Here is a 19,881-nt window from a genome sequence, read left to right on the forward strand (position 1 = left end):
GAACTGTGGACGAGAGTCACTGGATCATGCAGTCCTGCTGGCATCTGACGGGCCCCTCAGTGAGGTGGGTCACCCTGATCCCACATGCGTTTCCAGTGGAAGACGAACTTGGTCACGTTGAAGTCATCTGTACTTGTGCCGCTGAAGGGGCTAGTCAGATACCGGACCTCGTCTTGCTCCGGCCCATGGGGAGAGACGGACACGAGTGCCAGACGGTAGCGATCACCTACGTTCTTGGCGTGCAGCACTTCGTTGCGGGTGACTGTGAAGTCCGCGGAGCCTGCAACACGGCCCTTGACCTCAAGGTGAAGGAGGTCCGCTCTGTCTGCTGTCCACGAGCGCAGGTCGAAGCCCTTGTTGTTCGGCGGCATCTCTTCCGGGCTGCGGCCAAGGCCGCGCTCGGCCTGGATCACCGCTGAGACGGCCCGACGCTCCACAGCAGCGGTATCGCGTACGGTCTCGCTGGCCTCCTCCGTCTCGTGGGTCCTCCCCAGCAAAAGGTTGATCAATCCCTGCGGCAGCACCAGTGCCCCGCCAGCCACACGAGGCGGACGAGGCAGAAGCCGTTCATCGAGGTCCAGCTCACGCAATCGCCGCTCCAGGCGTGCCTCCAGATCGCCTGCACGCCGACGTGCCGTCTCGGGGCGCAGCTTCAGTTTGCGACCCTGATCTTGTGCGTCAAGGAGCTCGAGCTGACGGGCGTACCAAAAGTCGATCTCCTGGCTGAGTCGCTCCTGCACCTGTTCGCGGGTCCGCCTCACCTCGGGCACGATTCGATCTCGCACGGAGCGAAGGTGCTCGTGCACCGCGTGATCAGCAGCCCAGGCCACTGCTGTCTGTTCGATGCCGCTCGCTAGCCAGGGCTGAGCGGCGAGCCTGGCAGTTTCCTGCGTCACGACCTCGGATTCGTCAGCTGCCGGCGGGTCGTAGTCGAGGTAGGGAGCAGGGCCGGCGGGGATCGCTTGGCCGTCAGAGGTGAGCTCCACGAAGTCAAACCGCTTGCTGATCACCTTCGGCTGAGGATGTCCATTGGTGATCTCCTGTGTAAGGGCTACAAGCAGCCGGGGTTCCTGGCCCGAGTCTGCGCGGTCGATGAGGACGCTTCCGGCCTTGAGGACACTCGCATGACGTTCGACCGTGGCGTCGACCACCGCGTCCATCAGAGGGTGGCCCGGGGCAAGCAGAGCAGCCCCAGCCCGGCCCTGCATCCGGATCATGTTCCGGTCGAATGTGACTCGGTCGTACCGGCGCAGCACCGGGGCCGCGAGGGCATGCTGCGGGGAGCGATTCACGAGCACGGCTGGGACATTGGTGATTTCGAAGCGGCCGGCTTCGCGCTTTGTCAGGCGTCCACCGAGTGCGCTGAACGCGGCGCGGAAGAATGCCTCGACATAGTGCGGCTGTAGCCTCCTTGCACGCGCCTCTTCTAGACGGAGACGCGTCTCGACTACCTCTGACTCGCTGAGTAGATCACTGTGCAGGGCTCGCTCAGCGAGCAGCTCATCGAGGCCCTCGCCGACAGTGTGATCAATGACCTGATCCAGACGGGCGCGCACATCAGGTTGGTCGCCGTACCGGATGGCTTCCATAAGCAGTCTGTGCAGGGGCTGCTCCTCGAACGCTTCACCGAGGACATCGAAGATCTGGCCACGGTAGGCGAGGCGCTGTTGCTCGATCTTGTCGAGGAGGCGATGGAAAACGGCACCTTCGCGGGTGTCCGTGGCAACGAGGTTCCACAGGTGGCAGACCTCGGTCTGGCCGATGCGGTGAATTCGGCCAAACCGCTGCTCGAGACGGTTGGGGTTCCACGGCAGGTCGTAGTTGACCATGAGGTGGGCCCGCTGCAGGTTGAGGCCTTCGCCGGCGGCATCGGTGGCGACGAGTACCCGCACATCACGTTGCTGTGTGAATAGCTCCTGAACTCGGCGACGCTCGTCGCGTCGTACGCCTCCGTGGATCGTCTGAACTGCTTCGTTCTGTCCGAGGAGGCTGCGGATACGCTCGACGAGGTAGTTGAGAGTGTCGCGGTGTTCCGTGAAGATAATGATCTTGCGGGGATTGCCGAACTGGTCGCAGATCTCGTCGTCATCCTGCAGCAGTGAGCGCAGCTCGGTCCACTTGCGGTCTGTGCCTGACAGCCGGACATGGGCGGCCAGCTGGATCAAGTTCCCGAGCTGCTCGATTTCCAAGGACAGTTCCGCAGCGGTACGGGCAGCGGTTGCTGCGTCGAGGACCTCTTCCTCCAGTGTCTCTCGCTCGGTGCTGTTCAGGTCGTCGAGACGGACCTGCCAGTCATCATCGCCATTGATGAGATTGAAGCGGCGTCCGATCTGCGACTCATCGTTCTCGGGGTTACCGGTTGTAGCCGTAAGCATCTCCCGATGTCGCCGGACCAGGCGTTCCCGGCGCCGCTCGAGTGAGCGCAAGATCGCCTCGGGGCTGGAAGCGAGACGGCGCTGAAGGACAGTGAGCGCGAAGCCGACCGTGTTACCCCGGCGCCCGTCCCCCGCGGCGCGCAGCCTGTCAGCCCGGTTCATCTCCTTGCGGACGTACTCGGTGACGGCCTCGTACAACTCGTGCTCGGCTGGGGACAACTCGTACGGCACGGTGTACGCCCGTCGCTCAGGAAAGAGCGGCTTGCCCTCGAAGGTGAGGAGATCCTCCTTGACCATACGACGCATGAGCCCGCTGGCATCGACTGTGTGGACTCCCTCGCGGTACTTGCCCTCAAACCGGTCGCTGTCGAGTAGGGCGAGGAACAGCTGAAAATCGTCCTCCTTGCCAGCATGTGGGGTGGCCGTCATGAGGAGGAAGTGACGGGCGATTCTGCCGAGCAGCTGCCCTAGCTGATAGCGGCGCGTTGTCTTGAGTTCGTTGCCGAACCAGTGGGCCGACATGCGGTGGGCCTCGTCCACCACTACGAGGTCCCAGTCTGTGTGCCGAAGCTGCTCCAGGAGCTCGTCCGAGCGGGAAAGCTGGTCCATGCGGGCAATGAGCCGCGGGTGATTCTCGAACACACTGCTGTCGGGGGTGGAGTCGACCAGAGAACGCGTGAGGAGCTCGAAGCGGAGCCCGAACTTCTCCAGTAGCTCGTCTTGCCACTGCTCAACGAGGGATCCTGGGGCGACGATGAGGCAACGCTCCAGGTCGCCGCGGAGGAGTAGTTCCTTCACGTACAGCCCCGCCATAATTGTCTTGCCGGCGCCCGGGTCGTCTGCCAGTAGGAAGCGAAGGGGTGTGCGGGGGAGGAGCTCGCCGTAGACGGCCCGGATCTGATGCGGCAGCGCCTCAAGATCTGAAGTGCTGACGGCAAGCATCGGGTCGAAGAGTCCTGCCATGCGAAGGCGCAGAGCCTCGGCGGCCAAGCGGAAGGCAGCAGGGTCGCCGGCAAAGCCGATGCGGGCGGTCGGCTCGTGCAGCTTGAGGTTCGCTTCGTGGTCCCGGTAAAGGAAGACACTACCGAAGGCGCCAGAACCGTCCCTGTAAACGACCTCCATCGCGCTGCTGCCACGCCAGTCGGCACGGATGACCGTCACCGGGTCTGCAGCTGTGAGACCGCTGACTTGTACACCTGGAGTCAGCTCTTCCAGGCGCACTCCGGCGCTGGGGACGCGGCGGGCGCCGAGATGAGGCTTATTGCCTTCTTCTTCGATGCCCATGCTGTCTCCCTGCGGCGCTCTGCTTGATCGACTGTAGCCATGGTGCTGATCAAGCACCGGGGAACTGTGGTTTCCGGACAGGGCCGACCGCGGTCACTCTCGAACCTCCTCGATGGTCAGGTTCTGGACCCGCACTAGGTTCCACCGGTTCCCGGTGCGTTCAAGATCGCCTTGCAGTACGAGCTCCTGACGGTTGAGGTGAGCTTCTCCCGCACGGCGGTAGTCCTCAGCCCCCAGTTCGACGTACACCCTCATAGCCCGGCTCGTCAGTTCGTCTTCAGGACGACCGAGGAGAATTACAGTTCCGGGCGCCGTCGTTGGCTCACGTTCGAGCTTGGTGATGAAGCCACGAATGGACACGCCCTGTCGCCCGAAGCGTTCACGAAGATATTCGGCGCCATAGCGCAAGTACTCAATGGTCTCGCGCTCGAACGCCAAAATTCGACCAGGTTGCTCTACGGGGAGATCATTCGCCCACAGCGCATGCAACTCGAACGGCAGCTTTCCATGCGAAGAAAGATCGGAAAGTGCCTCGCACACGTTGGCCGAGAGTCCGCGCTGTGTTTCTTCTTCAAACAATGCTAGGTCGCCCGAATTTTGGGTGGCGTAGAGGGCGGCTGCATGCGCCGAAGCGGCCCCTTCGAAGAACGCCGCGGATACCCTTCGAGCTAGCGGAAGGCCGCCAAATCTGCCCTCGCTACCCAGTGTCAGTTGTTCGGGAATGGGTGATGTCAATGGCACTTCTGCAGTCAGGATGTAGCTTCCAGGCTGCGTGAGCCCGAGCAGCACACGACGACTGATGAAGTCATAAACCAAGTTGGACTTTCGTGCAGGCTCTACTGGACGTGGCTGCTGATTCTCCAGCCAGCTAGTCGCGCGGTAGGCGGCGCTGACGAAAAGATCTCGAAGGCCGTTGACCGCCCTACTTCCTTCGGCCAGCCAGACGGTCCCGGGGGCAGCGCCTTCCGGCAGCAGACGCACTTGATGCACGTCTGTCTGTGCCAGTCCCACGCCACGCAGAATGACGAAGGGCTCTCGGTCTTCGACGATAGAGAGAGTGTTGAAGAGGACTTGGAGTTGTTGGGCGTAGTCCACAAGCCGTGTGTCTGTAGGAAGCAGAACCTCGATCCGCCCTTCGGGTAGATCGAGTCCCCAGACCTCGGCTCGCGGTTCCTCTTCGGTTAGTCCCCAGCCTTGAGCAGTGAGGTAGCGGCGAATCATCTCCGGGCTAAGGGCCTCGAGTGCCTGACGGGGCAGTTGTTTGTGCTTCATCGGATCGGCACCCCCCTTCCCTGCCTCCGAAGCTCGTCCGCGACATCGAACATCTTGAGGAGGCCATCCCCCGTGAGCAGGTTCTCACGAGGCACTGACACCGTAACCTCGGTGTCGTCGTGGAGTTCACGTCGAAGAGGCTGGCCGTGGAGGCACGTCCAATACGCAGCCCGGTGGAGTGTCAGCTGCTCTTCTGAGACGTTCATCCAGTCATCCGCCTCTGCTGGGACGACTACGACCACCAGGAAGATCGGCAGGGAGAAATTTTCTGCTGACTGTGCCAGATGGTTGTAATACTTGCTCTTCAGGCCGTACTTGACTTCGCTGGGGGTCACCCGAACCTTGCGGGTGCTCTTGACCTGGACCTCGATCTTGGGGTTCGACAAGCTGCCACGGGGACCCGGATGGCCGATCTGGAGATCGACCATGTAGTCATCCTCAAAGAACTTCTGAGCTGTCAGTCCCGCGGCGGTGGTGATCGCATGGACGAAGATCTCGCCGTAACGGCCTTGTCGGACATCCCGATTCAGTGCCATCCAGCGCCCAGTCCCGTCCCTTAGTCACCGCGCCAGATGCGCATCCCAGCGGAGGGGAGCCACCCCTGGCCGCGGGTGATCACTCTGGGAGCGCACCCTGACGCAGATCGTAGCGATCAAGTGTCACGCTTTGAAGGGGAGTATGTAGACACAGGCTGCCGGCGCTCCTCCCCGTCCCATGCGGAGCTCGGCCAGCTGGCCGCGTGACACCCAGCAGGTACTCGTGTGCAGTAGTCGACTAAGGCCATCTGTGCAGGTCAGCGGCGCCGAATTGCGGGAGCGTTGCGGGAGCGGATGCCCTTGGATCGGCCCCTCGCGGACTCCATGAGGCTGCTCCAGCTGGACGAGGGATAGCCTCTGACCTGCACAGGAGTCCGCGAGCGAGACCAAGATCATTCGAGCTGGACGAGACCCTTTCGACTTTTAATCCGTTGGTTGTCGGTTCGAGTCCGACATGGCCTACCGCTCGCAGACAGGGGGGCAACCCACCTGACCTGCTACTCAGCGCCTCACCCGGCTTCGGCCGGGTGGGGCGCTCAGTCGTTTCCGGGCCCGGGTGCGGAGGTAGCTCAGAGCCAGCCTCTGTGGGCGGCCTTGATACCGGCTTCGAAGCGGCTACTGGCGTCCAGGCGTTCCATGAGCGAGGACATGTGACGTCCGACGGTGCGCGAGGAGGTTCCCAGGCGCTGGCCCACCGCTTCGTCGGTGAGGCCGGTGCTGAGCAGGCGAAGGATTTCGCGTTCTGTGGTGGTGATGCTGGTCCGGGGGTCCTCGGGGCGAGCGGCGCCGAGCGGGACGGCGGTGTTCCAGGCCTGTTCGAAGAAGTCGAGCAGTGCGGCGAGAATGCCCGGTTCGGTGACGTGGAGGGCGCCCTGGCGCGTGTCGGCGGGGTCGATGGGAACCAGGGCCTGGGTGCGGTCGACGACGACCATGCGCTGGGGGATCGTGGGGGCGGTGCGGACCTCGCTGCCCTGGCTGAGCAGCCAGTGCGCGTAGGTGGTGATGTGCGGCTGGTTGCGGGTGGTGTCCTGGTAGAGGGTGCGCATCGTGATGCCGCGGCCGAGGGCTGCGGCATCGGCGGGCCGGCTGGCCGCCAGGTCCTCGGGGCGCTGGATGCCGGGCTGGCTGCTGAGGACCTCTGTGGTGGCGTCGCGGCCCATCAGTTCCAGGCGGTTGTGGATGGCGTCCATGCCCTGCAGGCGTTCGCCGTGGTGCGCGCGGTGCTCGGCGCGTTCGGCGACCATGCGGGTCACGGAAGCGCGTGAGGCGGCGAGCCGGGCCTGGCGGGCGGCGAGTTCGGCCTCCTGCACGGCGAGGATGTCGGCGAGGCCGATCTCGGGGCTCACCGCGCGCATGTGGCCGGCGCGCTCGGCGGAGGCCCGTACGAGCGTGAGCCGGGCCAGCTCGTCGAGGTGCTCGTGCACCTGGGTGGGTGTCAGGGCGCAGTGCGCGGCGATGTCGTCCAGGTCGTAGCCGGGATGATCCAGCATCACCTGGTACACCATCACGGCGGCATTGGTCAGTCCCAGAACTTCGAGCATCGGATCCCCCCAGATCACAGGCCGGCCGTATCCCGCCGGGCCGTCGATCCCTATCCAAACAGCGCCGTGCCATCTTGATCAACACCGACCCGGCTCCGGGCCGTCCGACCTGACATGAGCATGACTGGACGTCCGGATCCCGACAGGCCGGTAGGCGACACCCTCAAGGCCTTCCGGCCGTGTCGGCGAACGGCGAAGCTATTGATCGCCGCCAGGGAAACACCCCGGTCCGGCAGCCGGACGAAGCGTCAACCGCGGGACGCCCGACCGGTGCAGGAAGCCACCCAGCCAGCAGCTAAGGAATCCCGTCGTGATCCGCACTCGTATCGCCCAGGCCGTCGCGGTCGTCACCCTCTCCCTGACCGGGGTCATCCTCGTGAGCGGCGGCGCCGCCGCCACCACCGGGACGGCGCCCGCCCCGGCCACCGCCCAGATCTCCGACAGCCTCGGCTGGGGCTGACCGGTTCGCTGTGGAGATCGTCTACGCCAGCCTGACTCGGAGGCGGCCCGGCGAGGCCTCGCACGGGAGTGAGGCGGCCGAGGTCGTGGACGCGCTCTGGGCCCACGCACTGCCAGGCGACGGACTCCAGCACGCCAGTGCACGCCCCGAAGCCGACCGGATCGACCTCTTGCTCTACCTCATGACCCTGGACGCGCCCACCGCGCCCGCCCCGCTGCGCCGCGCACACGGCCTCATCACGCGCAGCCAGCAGAACTCGCTCGAACTCCGCCGGCGCTATCTGCCCCCGGCCCCGCACCCGCAGAACGCGGACCCCGCCCGCCCGTAACCGGCAGCGTCCGCCGCACCCGCAGCACCTGCCGTACCCGCAGCACCTGCCGCCGGACGCCGACCGGCCGCCCGTGACCGGCTGTTCCTGCAGGACAGCCGTCCCGGCGGTGCGCACCACCCGGCCCGCCCCGCGTGCCCTCCCACGGCACCGCGCGGTCCACGAGGTGCCCGCCCGCGCATCCCGCACCGCCGCACGACGCCGGCACCGGCGTGTGCCGAGCTCGGCGTGCTCGCCGACCTCGGCACCCGGAACCGAGTGCCCCGAGAACTTCGCACAACCCAGCTGTCTTCCCTGTCGCTTGCCTCTTCACCAGGAGTTGCGTTGCCCATCAAGACCTCGGCCTTCCGTGCCGCGAGCATCATCACCGCCGCCTGCGCCGCCTCGCTGGTCCTGTCCGGCATGCCGGCCCACTCGCAGACGGTTCAGGCCGCCGACTCGACGGCCGCCGTGCCGCAGGAGACCCCCGACGTCGAGCGCCCCCAGGGCCAGCCGGGCCCCCTCAAGGGCTCGGTCCCGGGCCCGGCGGGTGCGCTCTCCGCCGAGGGCGTCTCCCCCATCACCCGCAGCTCCGTCATAGCCCGGGCCAAGACCTGGGTCGATGCCCAGGTCCCGTACAGCCAGAGCAGCTACCGCGACGGCTACCGCACCGACTGCTCCGGCCTGGTGTCCATGGCCTGGAACATCGGGACCAACGCCTGGACCGGCAACCTCGACACCTACGCCGACCGGATCACCAAGGGCGAGCTGCGCAAGGGCGACATGCTGCTCTTCCACAACCCCGCCAACCCGGTGAGCGGATCGCACGTCGTCCTGTTCGAGAGCTGGACCGACTCCTCGATGACCTCCTACATCGGCATCGAGGAGACCCCGCCGCACGCCGTGCGCCGCGTGATCCCCTACTCGTACTTCAAGAACTCGGGCTCCTACGTCCCGTACCGGTACAAGAACATCGTCGAAGACGTCGCCACCAATGGTGATGTGCCGGTGTCGGGTAACTGGGACGGGGGTGCGGCGGCGAACGTGGGTGTGTGGCGCAGCGGTAAGTTCCACCTGCGTTATGACGACGGGTCGTTGGCTCTGGTCGACTGGGGTCAGGCGGGCGACCTGCCGGTCTCGGGGAACTTTGATGGTTCGGGTCCGGACAATCTGGGTGTGTTCCGGCCGTCGACGGGTCAGTTCCACCTGCGTATGGATGACGGTTCGCTCACCAAGCTGGACTGGGGTCAGGCGGGTGACCTTCCCGTGGCCGGCAACTGGGACGGGGGTGCGGCCGCGAACGTCGGTGTGTGGCGCAACGGTGTCTTCCACCTGCGCAACGACGATGGTTCGATCACGAAGGTCGACTGGGGTCAGGCGGGCGACCTGCCGGTTTCGGGGAACTGGGATGGTTCGGGTCCGGACAACCTGGGCGTGTTCCGGCCGTCCACGGGTCAGTTCCATCTCCGCAATGACGACGGGTCTCTGACCGTTCTGGACTGGGGTCAGGCGGGTGACCTGCCGGTCGGTGCCAACTGGGACGGCGGCAACGGCGGTCCCGCGGCGAACGTCGGGATCTGGCGTCCCTCCCAGGGCCGGTTCCACCTCCGCAACGACGACGGCTCCCTCACCACCCTCGACTGGGGCCAGCCCAGGTAGCAGGCCATCCCCGGGGGTGCGGCCGACCGCACCCCCGGACGCGCACTGCCTGATCGACCGTCATCGACCCCATTTCGAAGTGGAATAGAGCCTCACCGTGACCCGAACCGCGCGCCGACACATAGCAGCGGCCTTCACCGCCGCAGCAGCACTGACCGCAGGCCTCGTCACCTCGGCCGCCGCAGCCGAGACGGGCCAGGCCGACCGCCCCACCCTCAGCGCCTCCGCCGCCGACGTCGCCGCCGCCAACTCTCCGAACTACTCCTGCGGTACGGAGACCAGCGCCGACCGTTCCACTGCCGACCGGCTCAGCAGCCAGCTCACCGGAACCCTGCGCGGCTACCTGACCTCCTACCGGGTGTCCTGTGCTCGTGCGATCGTCAACGCGGTCCAGGCACGCGGCCTCCCGCAGAGGGCCGCCGTGAACGCGGTGACCACCGCGATCGTCGAGAGCACCCTCTACAACAACCCGAACATGATCGACCTCGACAGCGTCGGCCTGTTCCAGCAGCGGGCCGGCTGGGGCTCCTTCGACCAGCGGATGAATCCCGCCTGGGCGACCAACGCCTTCCTCAACCAGATGGTCAAGATCAGCAACTGGGAGACCAAGCCGATCGGACAGGTCTGCCAGGCGGTCCAGATCTCCGCCTATCCCGACCGGTACCAGACGCAGGCTGCCGACGCCCAGACGATCGTCAGCGCGCTGTGGAGCGGCCTGCAGACCAATGGTGATGTGCCGGTGTCGGGCAACTGGGACGGGGGTGCGGCCGCGAACGTGGGTGTGTGGCGCAGTGGTGTCTTCCACCTGCGCAACGACGATGGTTCGATCGCGAAGGTGGACTGGGGTCAGGCGGGCGACCTGCCGGTCTCGGGGAACTTTGATGGTTCGGGTCCGGACAATCTGGGTGTGTTCCGGCCGTCGACGGGTCAGTTCCACCTGCGTATGGACGATGGGTCGATCACGAAGCTGGACTGGGGTCAGGCGGGTGACCTTCCCGTGGCCGGCAACTGGGACGGGGGTGCGGCCGCGAACGTGGGTGTGTGGCGCAGTGGTGTCTTCCACCTGCGCAACGACGATGGTTCGATCGCGAAGGTCGACTGGGGTCAGGCGGGTGACCTGCCGGTTTCGGGGAACTGGGATGGTTCGGGTCCGGACAATCTGGGTGTGTTCCGGCCTTCGACCGGTCAGTTCCACCTCCGCAATGACGACGGCGGTCTGACGGTTCTGGACTGGGGTCAGGCGGGTGACCTGCCGGTCGGTGCCAACTGGGACGGCGGCAACGGCGGTCCCGCGGCGAACGTCGGGATCTGGCGTCCCTCCCAGGGCCGGTTCCACCTCCGCAACGACGACGGCTCCCTCACCACACTCGACTGGGGCCAGCCCAGGTAGTCCTCGACCGGCCCTGGACCCGTGCGTCGGCGCCCCCTCCGATTCCTTCGGGCGGGGCGCTTCGCCGTACCGGTAAATCCGGTGACCCAGCAGGCCGGTGCGGGTAGCGTCGCCGACCATGACGCCCGTACTGCGTACCGAACGCCTGCTCCTCGACCCGTACGTTCCCGAGGACGAGGAAGGTTTCGTCGCGCTCTTCCAGGACGCCCGGGTGTCCCGGTGGATGGGGGACGGTCCCACGTCCGAGGCCGAGGACCGGGCGCTCTTCGGGCGGGTCTTCACCAAGGTCTATGCCGAGAACCTCTTCGACGTGTGGGCCGTGCGCCGGGACGGCCGGCTGGTCGGGCACGCCGAGATCAAGCGGACCGACGAGGTCGACGGCCACGAGATCATCTACGCCCTGGCCCCCGAGGCCTGGGGAGCGGGCCTCGGTACGGAGATCGCCGAGGCGATCGTCGCGTACGGCTTCGGCGCCCTCGGCCTGGCCGAGGTGCACGCCACCGTCGCCGATGCCAATGCCGCCTCCCTGGTCCTGCTGGAGCGCATCGGTTTCGCCCACGTCCGGGACGTGCGGGAGGACGACGGGAGCACCACCCGCGTGCTGACCCGCCGCCGGGATCCCGTCGCCTGACGGCAGTACGCGAAGGGCCCGGCGGTCAATTGGTCAAGGGCCCTCCCCGGATGGCGTACAGTTGTGTTTACCGACGCGGGGTGGAGCAGCTCGGTAGCTCGCTGGGCTCATAACCCAGAGGTCGCAGGTTCAAATCCTGTCCCCGCTACTCAGTACGAAGGCCCGGTTCCTCTCGAGGAACCGGGCCTTCGTCGTGTTCCGGCCCGCCGGGCCCCCTCCTCCCGCCACTCCTCCCACCTCGTCACTCGTCCGGCCGCCGTCAGGTCGCCCTACGGATGCTCCTGCCGCCAGCCTTGAGGGGCGAGGAGCCGGCGGGCCCGGACCCGTGCGGCGGACCGGGCGGCAGGAGAGCAGCGTGGTGGGGCTGGGCCGGCAGGGCAACGGCGGTGGGCGCGCGGACGGGAGCGGGAGCGGTGTGACCCGTCGCGTGGTCCGCGTGCTGCCGGTCGCGCTGATCGCGCTCGGGATGGTCTTCGACGTACTGACCCCGCCCAGCTTCACGGGGTCCCCGTTCTTCACGGCGGCCCCGCTGATCGCCGCCCCGCTGTTCACCCTCTGGGCCACCGCCCTGACCGGCTCCCTGGCCGTGTTCGCGGTGTTCGTGCTGCACGTCCTCAACGGCACCAGCTGGAAGGTCGAGGCGCTGACCGAGCTGGTGACCGTACTGACCGTCGCCGGGCTGGCGCTCCTGATCAACCGCATGGTGCGGCGCAGCGGCGAGCGGCTCGCTTCGGCGCGCGGGATCGCCGAGGCGGCGCAGCGGGCGGTGCTGCCGAAGCCCGCCGAGCGCATCGGGGGGCTGCACGTCTCCGCCTGGTACGAGGCCGCGCAGGCGGACGCCTTCATCGGCGGCGACCTGTACGCGGTCCAGGAGACCCCGTACGGAGTGCGGCTGGCGGTGGGCGACGTACGGGGCAAGGGGCTGGGGGCGGTGGAGGCCGTCGCGGTGGTCCTCGGGGCGTTCCGGGAGGCGGCGGACACCGAGCCCACGCTGGAGGAGCTGGCGCAGCGGCTGGAGCGGGCGCTGGCCCGGGAGGGCACCCGGCGCGACAGCCTGGACGCGGTGGAGGGGTTCACGACGTGCGTGCTCGGGGAGATCCCGCCGGGCGTGGGTGTGCTGCGGCTGCTCAACCGGGGCCACCCCGAGCCGCTGCTGCTGCACGCGAACGGTGAGCTGGCGGTCCTCGCCCCGGCGGAGCCGGCCCTGCCGCTCGGCATGGGGGACCTGGGGCGCTGGCCGGACCTGGTGCAGGAGTGGGCCTTCCCGGCGGGGACCACCCTGCTCCTCTACACGGACGGGCTGACCGAGGCCCGGGACGGGGCGGGGGACTTCTACGATCCGGCGGACCGGCTGCGCGGGCGGATCTTCCCCGGGCCGCAGGCGCTGCTCAGCGCGCTCAGCAGCGATGTGCGCCGGCATACGGGCGGCGGGGCGACGGACGACATGGCGCTGCTCGCGGTGGGCCGGCCGGGGGAGCGGGAGCCGGAGCGGCGGCGGACCGTGCCGGTGGTGCCCCGCGGCGATGCGATGTGACGGTCGGTAGTTGAAAGGGTGCTCTCTGCAAGGAGATTGACGGACCGTCATTTCTGGCCTGTGGCTGAAGAGATGGGGGAGGTGTTTGATTTTCACCCCAGTTGAGGCGATTTGGGGGAGTAAGGGATGGCCAAAGCTCGTCGGTGCGTGGCTGATTGGTCGGAACGATCAAGCGTGGCAGCTTGGAATCACTCCCCTACGTCTATTACCTTTCGATAACGCAGCGCGGTCGTCCCAGCCGTCGCAAGAGACGGCACCGTGCGCGCGCGCGTCCCCGCGCGTCGATGAGGAGCGTGCCCTGGTGGCCTCCAACTTGCCTGCCCCTGAAGGCATCGAGATCCAGGAGTCGCCCACCGCGGGTGCCTGGGGCGAGTGGAATCCCACCGAGGATTCGGTGCGGCCGGTCCGTGGCAAGCACCGGGTCGCCAAGCAGCGCGGGGGACTTGCCCGCAGCTCCACCGTGCTCGGCGTCGGTGTCATCGCGGCGGTCGGCGCCGGCGGCATCGCCACGGCACAGGACCGGCCCCAGGTCGCGATATCCCTGCCGGCCCTGCCCGACATGATGACCGGGAACAAGGCCCAGCAGGAGGACGACGGTTCCGGATCGGCGGCCTCGACGGGCGAGCGGACGGGGATCATCGCGCAGCAGTCCGCCCAGGGCGCGGACGCGGGCGAGGTGTTGCGCAACCGCATCCTCCAGCAGGCCGAGGCCCAGCAGGGCGCCGCTGAGGCGAAGGCCCGGGCGGAAGCCGAGCAGGCCGCGCAGCAGGCTGCCGCCCAGGAGGCCAAGGAGAAGCTGGAGGAGGCCCGCAAGGCCGCCGAGGAAGCGAAGACGCAGGCCGAGGCGAAGGCCAAGGAAGAGGCCGAGGCGAAGGCCGCGGAAGCGGCGCGAGCGGCGGCGGCGGCCAAGGCCGAGCAGGAGCGCGCCGCCAAGCCGTCCGGCAGCTACTCCCTGCCCACCTCTGCCTACACCCTCACCTCGCACTACGGGGACTCCGGCTCCATGTGGTCCTCCGGCCACCACACCGGCCTCGACTTCGCGGCCCCGACCGGCACCCCGGTCAAGGCCGTGGCCGCCGGAAAGATCACCTCGGCCGGCTGGTCCGGCGCGTACGGCTACCGGATCGTGCTGGAGCTCCCCGACGGCACGGAGGTCTGGTACTGCCACCTCTCCTCGATGTCGGTGACCTCGGGCGCCGTCGGCGCCGGCGAGACCATCGGCCGCGTCGGCGCCACCGGCAACGTCACCGGACCTCATCTCCACCTGGAAGTACGCAAGGGCGGATCGACGCAGGACCCGCTGGCGTGGCTGAACTCCAAGGGCCTGAACGTCTGAGACCCGGCTCCCGGACCGTTCCCGGGGTCGCTTCCAGAGTCGGCCCCGAGGCCGTTTCCAGAGTCGGCCCCGGGGCCGTTCCCCGGGTCCGGTCCGGCGCGCCACGGTCCTGGTCCGCCCGCCGCGGACCGGGTACGTCGGTCCGCGCGGCCGCCGGCTCCAGGGGGTCGAACCACGGTGGAACCAGCTCCTCCATGACCGCCGCCCGGGTCAGTGCGGGACCCGCCGTCGTCCGGGACTGCCAGAGCCGGTGCAGCAACTCCCGCTCCCGGCCCGCGAAATCCCGCTCCCGTACGGGGCCGCCGCGCCGCGCCCGGTTCCGTAGCAGGGCGAGGGCCGCCGCGTCCGCCTCGTAGCGGGCGACCGTGCGTCCGGCCGCCCGGCCCCCGCTGCGCCGGGCCAGGGCACGGGCCAGTGACCGGGCCGGCATCGAAGCCAGGGCCGGCACCTCGGCCGCACCGAGCCAGCCCGCGGCGGCGTACAGCGCGAGCTCACCCTCGACGGCCCGCAACCGGTTGCGCCTTATCCGCACCGCCAACCACACCAGCAGCCCGAACAGCGGGACCATCACGCAGCTGTAGACCACGTAGAACCCGTGCTCCCCGAACTGCGAGGAGCCGTTCCACAGCGCGTGCATGCCCATGGCCAGCGCCAGGCCGAGCAGCGGCAGGAAGAACCTGCGCGGGCGGCGGGCGCTGACGGCGGCCACGCCGAAGCCCAGCCCGGTGAGCACGGTGAACAGCGGGTGCGCGAACGGCGACAGCACTATCCGCACGAAGAACGTCGCCATCGTCACCGATTCCAGCACGCCGCTGCGGTCGGCCTGGTCCTCCACGAAGGCGTTGCCGAGGTAGAGGATGTTCTCGGTGAAGGCGAAGCCGGTGGCGGTGAAGCCGGCCACCACGAACCCGTCGGCGGGGCCGGTGAAATGGCGTCTTCGGAACAAGAACACCAGCAGCAGGGCGGCCGCCTTGGCGCTCTCCTCCACCACCGGGGCGATGGCCACCGAGCCGAGGTGATCGGCGGAGGAGGCGTCGGTGGTGGCAGCGGCGATCCACTCGGTGGCGAAGTTGTTGGCCAGTATCGCGATCAGCGCTGCGGTGCAGGCACCCCAGCCGAAGCAGAACAGCAGCTGCGACCAGGGCGCGGGCGCGGCCCGGCCCAGCCACCGGAAGGCCGCCATGAGCGGTGCCACCGGCAGCAGGGCCAGACCGAGACCGACGAAGAAGCCCGGGGTGCCGGTCTGTTCCCGCACGAGTTCGAGGATGGCGACCCCGGTCGCGGCGAGCAGGGCGAGGAGCACGCACGTACGGACCGTGCCGGACGGACGTGGGAGCACGAAAGGGAGCGCTCGGTACACACCATGACCCTAGCGAGCCGGTCTGACACGAGCGGTGACCTTGTCAGTTCTCCGTGCGACGGAAGAGCAAGTCGTGTACGAGGTGTCCCTTGTCGAGGCCCTGGCCCTCGAAGCGGGTCAGCGGCCGGAAGGCGGGCCGCGGGGAGAAGCCGCCGTCGGGCTGGGTGTTCTCGAAGTCCGGGTGCGCGGTGAGCACTTCGAGCATCTGCTCGGCGTACGGCTCCCAGTCGGTCGCGCAGTGCAGTACGGCCCCGGGCGCCAGCCGGGTGGCGGCCAGCGTCAGGAAGTCGGGCTGGATCAGCCGGCGCTTGTGGTGGCGGGCCTTGGGCCACGGGTCCGGGAAGTACACGCGGATGCCGGCCAGCGAGTCGGGCGGCAGCATCTCGCGGAGCAGGATGATGGCGTCGCCGTTGGCCACCCGGACGTTGGTCATCCCGCCGCGCTCGGCGAGGGCGAGCAGGTTGCCCTGCCCGGGGGTGTGCACGTCGGCGGCGAGGATCCCGGTGCCGGGGTCGTCGGCGGCCATCTGGGCCGTGGCCTCGCCCATGCCGAAGCCGATCTCCAGGACGACCGGGAGGCCGTCGAAGAGCTCGTCGAGATCGAGGACCCGGTGGCCGTCGATGTCCAGGCCCCAGGTGCCCCACAGGCGCTTCAGGGCCTCGCCCTGGCCGGTGGTGACCCGGCTGCGCCGGGGCTGGAAGCTCCGGATCCGCCGCTCGTGGTGCGAGCCGGCCGGGTCCGGCGAAGGCCCGTCGGGGAAGCGGGGCTCGGTGCGCCACTTGGGCGGCACGTACGCGTTCGTCTCCGGTGCGGTGTCCGGGAGGCGGGGCGACTGGGGATTCAGGGACTCAGACACAATGCGCTGATTCTACGACGGGGGGTGCGGGAGCCGCCGCGCGAGCGGCTCCCGCACCCCGCCGAAGCACTGCTCAGGCCGAGCCGAGGGTCCGCAGGGCGCGGGTGGCGATCTCCCGGCCGATCGGGAGGGACGCGGTCGCGGCGGGCGAGGGGGCGTTGAGGACGTGGACCGTACGCGGGGCGTCGCGGATCAGGAAGTCGTCCACCAGGGTGCCGTCGCGCAGCACGGCCTGGGCGCGGACCCCGGCCTCGGCGGGCCGCAGGTCGGCTGCGGTGACGGCCGGCAGCAGGCGCCGCACCGCCCGGGTGAAGGCCTGCTTCGACAGCGAGCGGTGGATCTCGCCCGTCCCGTACCGCCAGTGCCGTGCGGCCATCCGCCAGGAGCCCGGCCAGGCGAGCTCGTCCGCGATGTCCCCGGGCCGCACCGTCGACCAGGCGTAGCCCTCGCGGGCCAGCGCGGGCACGGCATTGGGGCCGACGTGGACGCCGCCGCCGATGCCCCGGGTCAGGTGCACCCCGAGGAAGGGGAACGCCGGGTCGGGCACCGGGTACACCAGGCCCCGGACCAGGTCCGGCCGCGCCAGGTCGTAGTACTCGCCACGGAAGGGGATGATCCGCATGCCCGGGTCGTCCCCGGCGAGGCGGGCGATCCGGTCGCACTGGAGGCCCGCGCAGTTCACCAGCACCCGCGCCCTGACCACCAGGCCGGACGTCGTGCGGACCGCCACGGCCGAGGCGCGCCGGGAGATCAGGTCCACGGCTCCGCCGTAGACGATCTCGGCGCCGGAGGCCTCCGCGAGCTGGGCGCTCACCCGGCCGTAGTCGACGATCCCGGTACTGCCGACGTGGATCGCCGCCAGCCCCCGCACCTCCGGCTCGTACTCCGTGATCTGCGCCGGGCCGAGCTCGCGCACCGGAATGCCGTTCTCCCGGCCGCGCTGGACCAGGGCGTGCAGCCGGGGCAGCTCCTCCCGCTCCGTGGCGACGATGAGCTTGCCCGTCACCTCGTGCGGAATCCCGTGCTCCGCACAGAACTTGACCATCTCCGCGGCCCCGCTCACCGCGAAGCGCGCCTTCAGGGAACCCGGGCGGTAGTAGATCCCGCTGTGGATCACCCCGCTGTTGCGGCCCGTCTGGTGCCGGGCCGGGCCCGACTCCTTCTCCAGGACCACGATCCTGGTCCCCGGAGCCAGGCGCGACAATGCATGCGCCGTCGACAGGCCGACGATCCCGCCGCCGATCACCAGCACATCGCAGTCCACGCCGCCACCCACGCTGACACCTCCCACCCCTGCATACTGCACCCCGGCACCGACAACGCGGCCACGCGGCCCCCCGGAAGACGGGTCTTATGCCGGCGCCACCAACAGCGGCCGGGCCCGTTCCCGCAGCTCTGCCACACGCGGCTCGTCCCCGTACGGTTCCAGGCGGTGCAGCAGGTCCCGTACGTATTCGGTCGTTCGTGCCGAGGAGATCCTCCCCGCCACCTCCACCGCCCGGGTGCCCGCCGCGCACGCCGCGTCGAGATTGCCCGACTCCAGCTCGGCGACCGCGCTCACCACCAGCCGCAGACCGTGCGACCGCACGTACTCCTCGGTGGGGCGCGACAGGGCCTGCTCGGTGAACCGCCGCACCTGCCGGGGCAGTTTCAGGTCCCGGTAGCATTCTGCAGCATCTGCCGCGAAACGGTCGTACGAGTAGAAACCCAGCCAGGTCGGATCCGGATCGCCCTCCCGGGACCGCTCCAGCCAACCCTCCGCCGCCCGCAGCGCAGCCCCGGCGGCCGTCGAATCGCCGGCCTTCGCGTGCGCCCGTGCTTCGACCAGCCGGAAGAAGCTCATGGTGCGGGCGGTGGCCAGGCCGCGGTTGCGCTCGAGGGCCGCCTGCGCGAGGTCCACCCCCTCGTCGGGGAAGTCCCGGTAGGTCGCCTGCAGGGACATCGAGGCCAGCACGTAGCCGCCGAGCGGTACGTCCGCGGCCGCGCGGGCGAGCCGCAGCGCCTGGATGTAGTAGCGCTGGGCCGCTTCCTGCTGGCCGGTGTCGAAGGCCATCCACCCGGCCAGCCGGGTCAGCTCGGCGGTCGCGCCGAACAGCGCGCGGCCCACCTCGTCGGTGTACGAGCCGAGCAGCAGCGGCGCCGCGTCCACCCGCAGGCACTCGGGGACCATCGACGAACGCCAGTCCCCACCACCGTACTTGGAGTCCCAGCGGCGTGCGTCCTCGGCCGCTTCGCGCAGCTTCGACACATCGCTGTGGCCCACGCGCTGGCCGTGGTCGCGCGGCGTTTCGGGTCCGGGCTGGGCGGGCACAACGGTGGACGGCGGGCCTGTCGACGGTCCCGCCATCGGGCTGGAAGCCGGGCCTGCCATCGGGCCCGCCAGACCTGTCATCGGGCCGGTCGTGCGGCCGTCCGGGGAGGGCCGGGGACCTGGCGCTGCCGTCGCCTCGCGCGCCGGCGCGCCGTGAGCCGAGGGAGGCGCTGATACGGGGCTCTGGACCATGGAGTGCCGCGCCGCGGGGTCGAGTGCCGCGGCGGTTCCGGCCGTCGCGCTGCCGGCCGTCGGGTCGGCGATCGCCGCGGTGCCGGTCGCCGCGCCGCCAGTTGCCGCGCCACCGGTCGTCGTCGCGTTGTCCGTCGTGGCGTCGGCGGTTGCCGCGCCGCCGGTCGTGGGGTGCGGAGCCGGGCTGCCCGCCGGTTCCCGGGCCACCGAGCTATCGGCGGGAGATATCAGCCAGCGCGAGGCGGGCGTCGCGTACGCCGCCACGGAGAACGAGCCCGCCAGCGACTGCCAGATTCCGCCACCGCCCCGCCGCCCGGCGAGGTCGAGACGGTAGAGGTCGGTCGCCGAACGCACTGCCGCGCCCACGTCGCGCGGGAAGGCCAGCCCGACCTCGGGCGCGGGATCGGCGTCCGCCAGCCCGATCTCGTGCAGCGGCACCGGCCGCCCCAGCTTCGCGCCGATGGCGGCGGCGATCAGGTGCGGGGCGGCACCCTGGGGCACCATCCCCTTCGACACCCACCGGGCCACCGACGTCTTGTCGTACCGAAGCGTCAGGCCGCGCTGTGCGCCGAGGTCGTTGACCCGCCGGGCCAGCCCTGCGTTGCTGATGCCCGCGAGGGCGAGGACGGCGCCGAGCTTCTCATTGGGCTCGCGGAGCTCCCTGGACATGCGCCACCCCTCGTCACACGCGGAACGCAGACGCCGCCGGGGCATAGGCGCCCGGCATTTCGTAAACCCAGCGTAGTTCCCCGCCTCCCAAGCGTTAAGGCCCTTACTTCCGTATGGCGGGATTGTTGTCCGTTTGCACAGTCCGCCCCGGACCCGGAGCCGGGGCGC

Annotated in this window: 15 protein-coding genes and 1 tRNA gene; 8 read left to right on the forward strand and 8 right to left on the reverse strand. The window is 69.1% G+C overall.

The features are described 5' to 3' along the window. Window positions 1–56 precede the first annotated feature (56 nt). The 4 genes from OG386_RS23690 to OG386_RS23705 all read right to left on the reverse strand — a co-directional run bounded on the left by OG386_RS23690 (window position 57) and on the right by OG386_RS23705 (window position 7,008). Window positions 57–3,659 (reverse strand): helicase-related protein, encoded by a 3,603-nt coding sequence (locus OG386_RS23690; protein WP_328789787.1) that lies wholly within the window; start codon window positions 3,657–3,659, stop codon window positions 57–59. A 93-nt stretch (window positions 3,660–3,752) separates the two neighbouring features. Then, the gene (locus tag OG386_RS23695; protein WP_328789788.1) at window positions 3,753–4,931 is read right to left on the reverse strand and encodes a hypothetical protein; all 1,179 of its coding nucleotides are present in this window, start codon (window positions 4,929–4,931) and stop codon (window positions 3,753–3,755) included. Further along, window positions 4,928–5,467, reverse strand: a complete 540-nt coding sequence (locus OG386_RS23700) for a DUF4365 domain-containing protein (protein WP_328789789.1) — start codon at window positions 5,465–5,467, stop codon at window positions 4,928–4,930. The genes OG386_RS23695 and OG386_RS23700 overlap by 4 nt, the downstream gene beginning before the upstream one ends. Before the next feature lie 569 nt (window positions 5,468–6,036). Next, window positions 6,037–7,008 carry a helix-turn-helix transcriptional regulator gene (locus OG386_RS23705; protein WP_328789790.1) on the reverse strand — a complete coding sequence of 324 codons (972 nt, stop codon included), beginning with the start codon at window positions 7,006–7,008 and terminating at the stop codon, window positions 6,037–6,039. A 310-nt stretch (window positions 7,009–7,318) separates the two neighbouring features. On the opposite strand from OG386_RS23705, the gene OG386_RS23710 reads away from it, so the two are divergent. The 8 genes from OG386_RS23710 (at window position 7,319) to OG386_RS23745 (ending at window position 14,325) form a co-directional block, all read left to right on the forward strand. Beyond that, entirely contained in the window at window positions 7,319–7,468 is a 150-nt protein-coding gene (locus OG386_RS23710; protein ID WP_328789791.1) for a hypothetical protein, read from the forward strand. Between the two features lie 10 nt (window positions 7,469–7,478). Next, window positions 7,479–7,796 (forward strand): hypothetical protein, encoded by a 318-nt coding sequence (locus tag OG386_RS23715; protein ID WP_328789792.1) that lies wholly within the window; start codon window positions 7,479–7,481, stop codon window positions 7,794–7,796. Window positions 7,797–8,120: 324 nt separating this feature from the next. Further along, window positions 8,121–9,434 carry a hypothetical protein gene (locus OG386_RS23720; RefSeq protein WP_328789793.1) on the forward strand — a complete coding sequence of 438 codons (1,314 nt, stop codon included), beginning with the start codon at window positions 8,121–8,123 and terminating at the stop codon, window positions 9,432–9,434. 97 nt (window positions 9,435–9,531) lie between these two features. After that, window positions 9,532–10,824: a hypothetical protein gene (locus OG386_RS23725; RefSeq protein ID WP_328789794.1), complete on the forward strand. Its 1,293-nt coding sequence runs from the start codon at window positions 9,532–9,534 to the stop codon at window positions 10,822–10,824. A 118-nt stretch (window positions 10,825–10,942) separates the two neighbouring features. Continuing rightward, window positions 10,943–11,455 (forward strand): GNAT family N-acetyltransferase, encoded by a 513-nt coding sequence (locus OG386_RS23730; RefSeq protein WP_328789795.1) that lies wholly within the window; start codon window positions 10,943–10,945, stop codon window positions 11,453–11,455. Window positions 11,456–11,529: 74 nt separating this feature from the next. Continuing rightward, window positions 11,530–11,603, forward strand: a tRNA-Met gene (locus OG386_RS23735). A 207-nt stretch (window positions 11,604–11,810) separates the two neighbouring features. Then, window positions 11,811–12,989 (forward strand): PP2C family protein-serine/threonine phosphatase, encoded by a 1,179-nt coding sequence (locus OG386_RS23740; protein WP_405787851.1) that lies wholly within the window; start codon window positions 11,811–11,813, stop codon window positions 12,987–12,989. 301 nt (window positions 12,990–13,290) lie between these two features. Next, window positions 13,291–14,325, forward strand: a complete 1,035-nt coding sequence (locus OG386_RS23745) for a M23 family metallopeptidase (protein ID WP_328789796.1) — start codon at window positions 13,291–13,293, stop codon at window positions 14,323–14,325. Here OG386_RS23745 and OG386_RS23750 read toward each other — a convergent pair. The 4 genes from OG386_RS23750 to OG386_RS23765 form a co-directional block, all read right to left on the reverse strand. Then, window positions 14,234–15,664: a PrsW family intramembrane metalloprotease gene (locus tag OG386_RS23750; protein ID WP_328789797.1), complete on the reverse strand. Its 1,431-nt coding sequence runs from the start codon at window positions 15,662–15,664 to the stop codon at window positions 14,234–14,236. The two genes, OG386_RS23745 and OG386_RS23750, sit on opposite strands and share 92 nt — an antisense overlap. Before the next feature lie 64 nt (window positions 15,665–15,728). Next, on the reverse strand, window positions 15,729–16,475 hold the full coding sequence (gene trmB, locus OG386_RS23755) for a tRNA (guanosine(46)-N7)-methyltransferase TrmB (protein ID WP_328793325.1): 747 nt from the start codon (window positions 16,473–16,475) through the stop codon (window positions 15,729–15,731). A gap of 139 nt (window positions 16,476–16,614) precedes the next feature. Beyond that, the gene (gene lhgO / locus OG386_RS23760) at window positions 16,615–17,847 is read right to left on the reverse strand and encodes an L-2-hydroxyglutarate oxidase (protein WP_327384524.1); all 1,233 of its coding nucleotides are present in this window, start codon (window positions 17,845–17,847) and stop codon (window positions 16,615–16,617) included. 45 nt (window positions 17,848–17,892) lie between these two features. Beyond that, complete coding sequence (locus OG386_RS23765; RefSeq protein ID WP_328789798.1) at window positions 17,893–19,713, reverse strand: sporulation protein; 1,821 nt, start codon at window positions 19,711–19,713, stop codon at window positions 17,893–17,895. Window positions 19,714–19,881 lie beyond the last annotated feature (168 nt).

Origin of the sequence: Streptomyces sp. NBC_00273 (assembly GCF_036178145.1) — a bacterium.
In the GTDB taxonomy this organism is placed as follows: Bacteria; Actinomycetota; Actinomycetes; order Streptomycetales; family Streptomycetaceae; genus Streptomyces.

Bases quoted from the DNA above. Each gene is read 5' to 3' on its own strand.
- OG386_RS23690 (WP_328789787.1), bottom strand. From the start codon at position 3,659: ATGGGCATCGAAGAAGAAGGCAATAAGCCTCATCTCGGCGCCCGCCGC.
- OG386_RS23695 (WP_328789788.1), bottom strand. From the start codon at position 4,931: ATGAAGCACAAACAACTGCCCCGTCAGGCACTCGAGGCCCTTAGCCCG.
- OG386_RS23700 (WP_328789789.1), bottom strand. From the start codon at position 5,467: ATGGCACTGAATCGGGATGTCCGACAAGGCCGTTACGGCGAGATCTTC.
- OG386_RS23705 (WP_328789790.1), bottom strand. From the start codon at position 7,008: ATGCTCGAAGTTCTGGGACTGACCAATGCCGCCGTGATGGTGTACCAG.
- OG386_RS23730 (WP_328789795.1), top strand. From the start codon at position 10,943: ATGACGCCCGTACTGCGTACCGAACGCCTGCTCCTCGACCCGTACGTT.
- OG386_RS23765 (WP_328789798.1), bottom strand. From the start codon at position 19,713: ATGTCCAGGGAGCTCCGCGAGCCCAATGAGAAGCTCGGCGCCGTCCTC.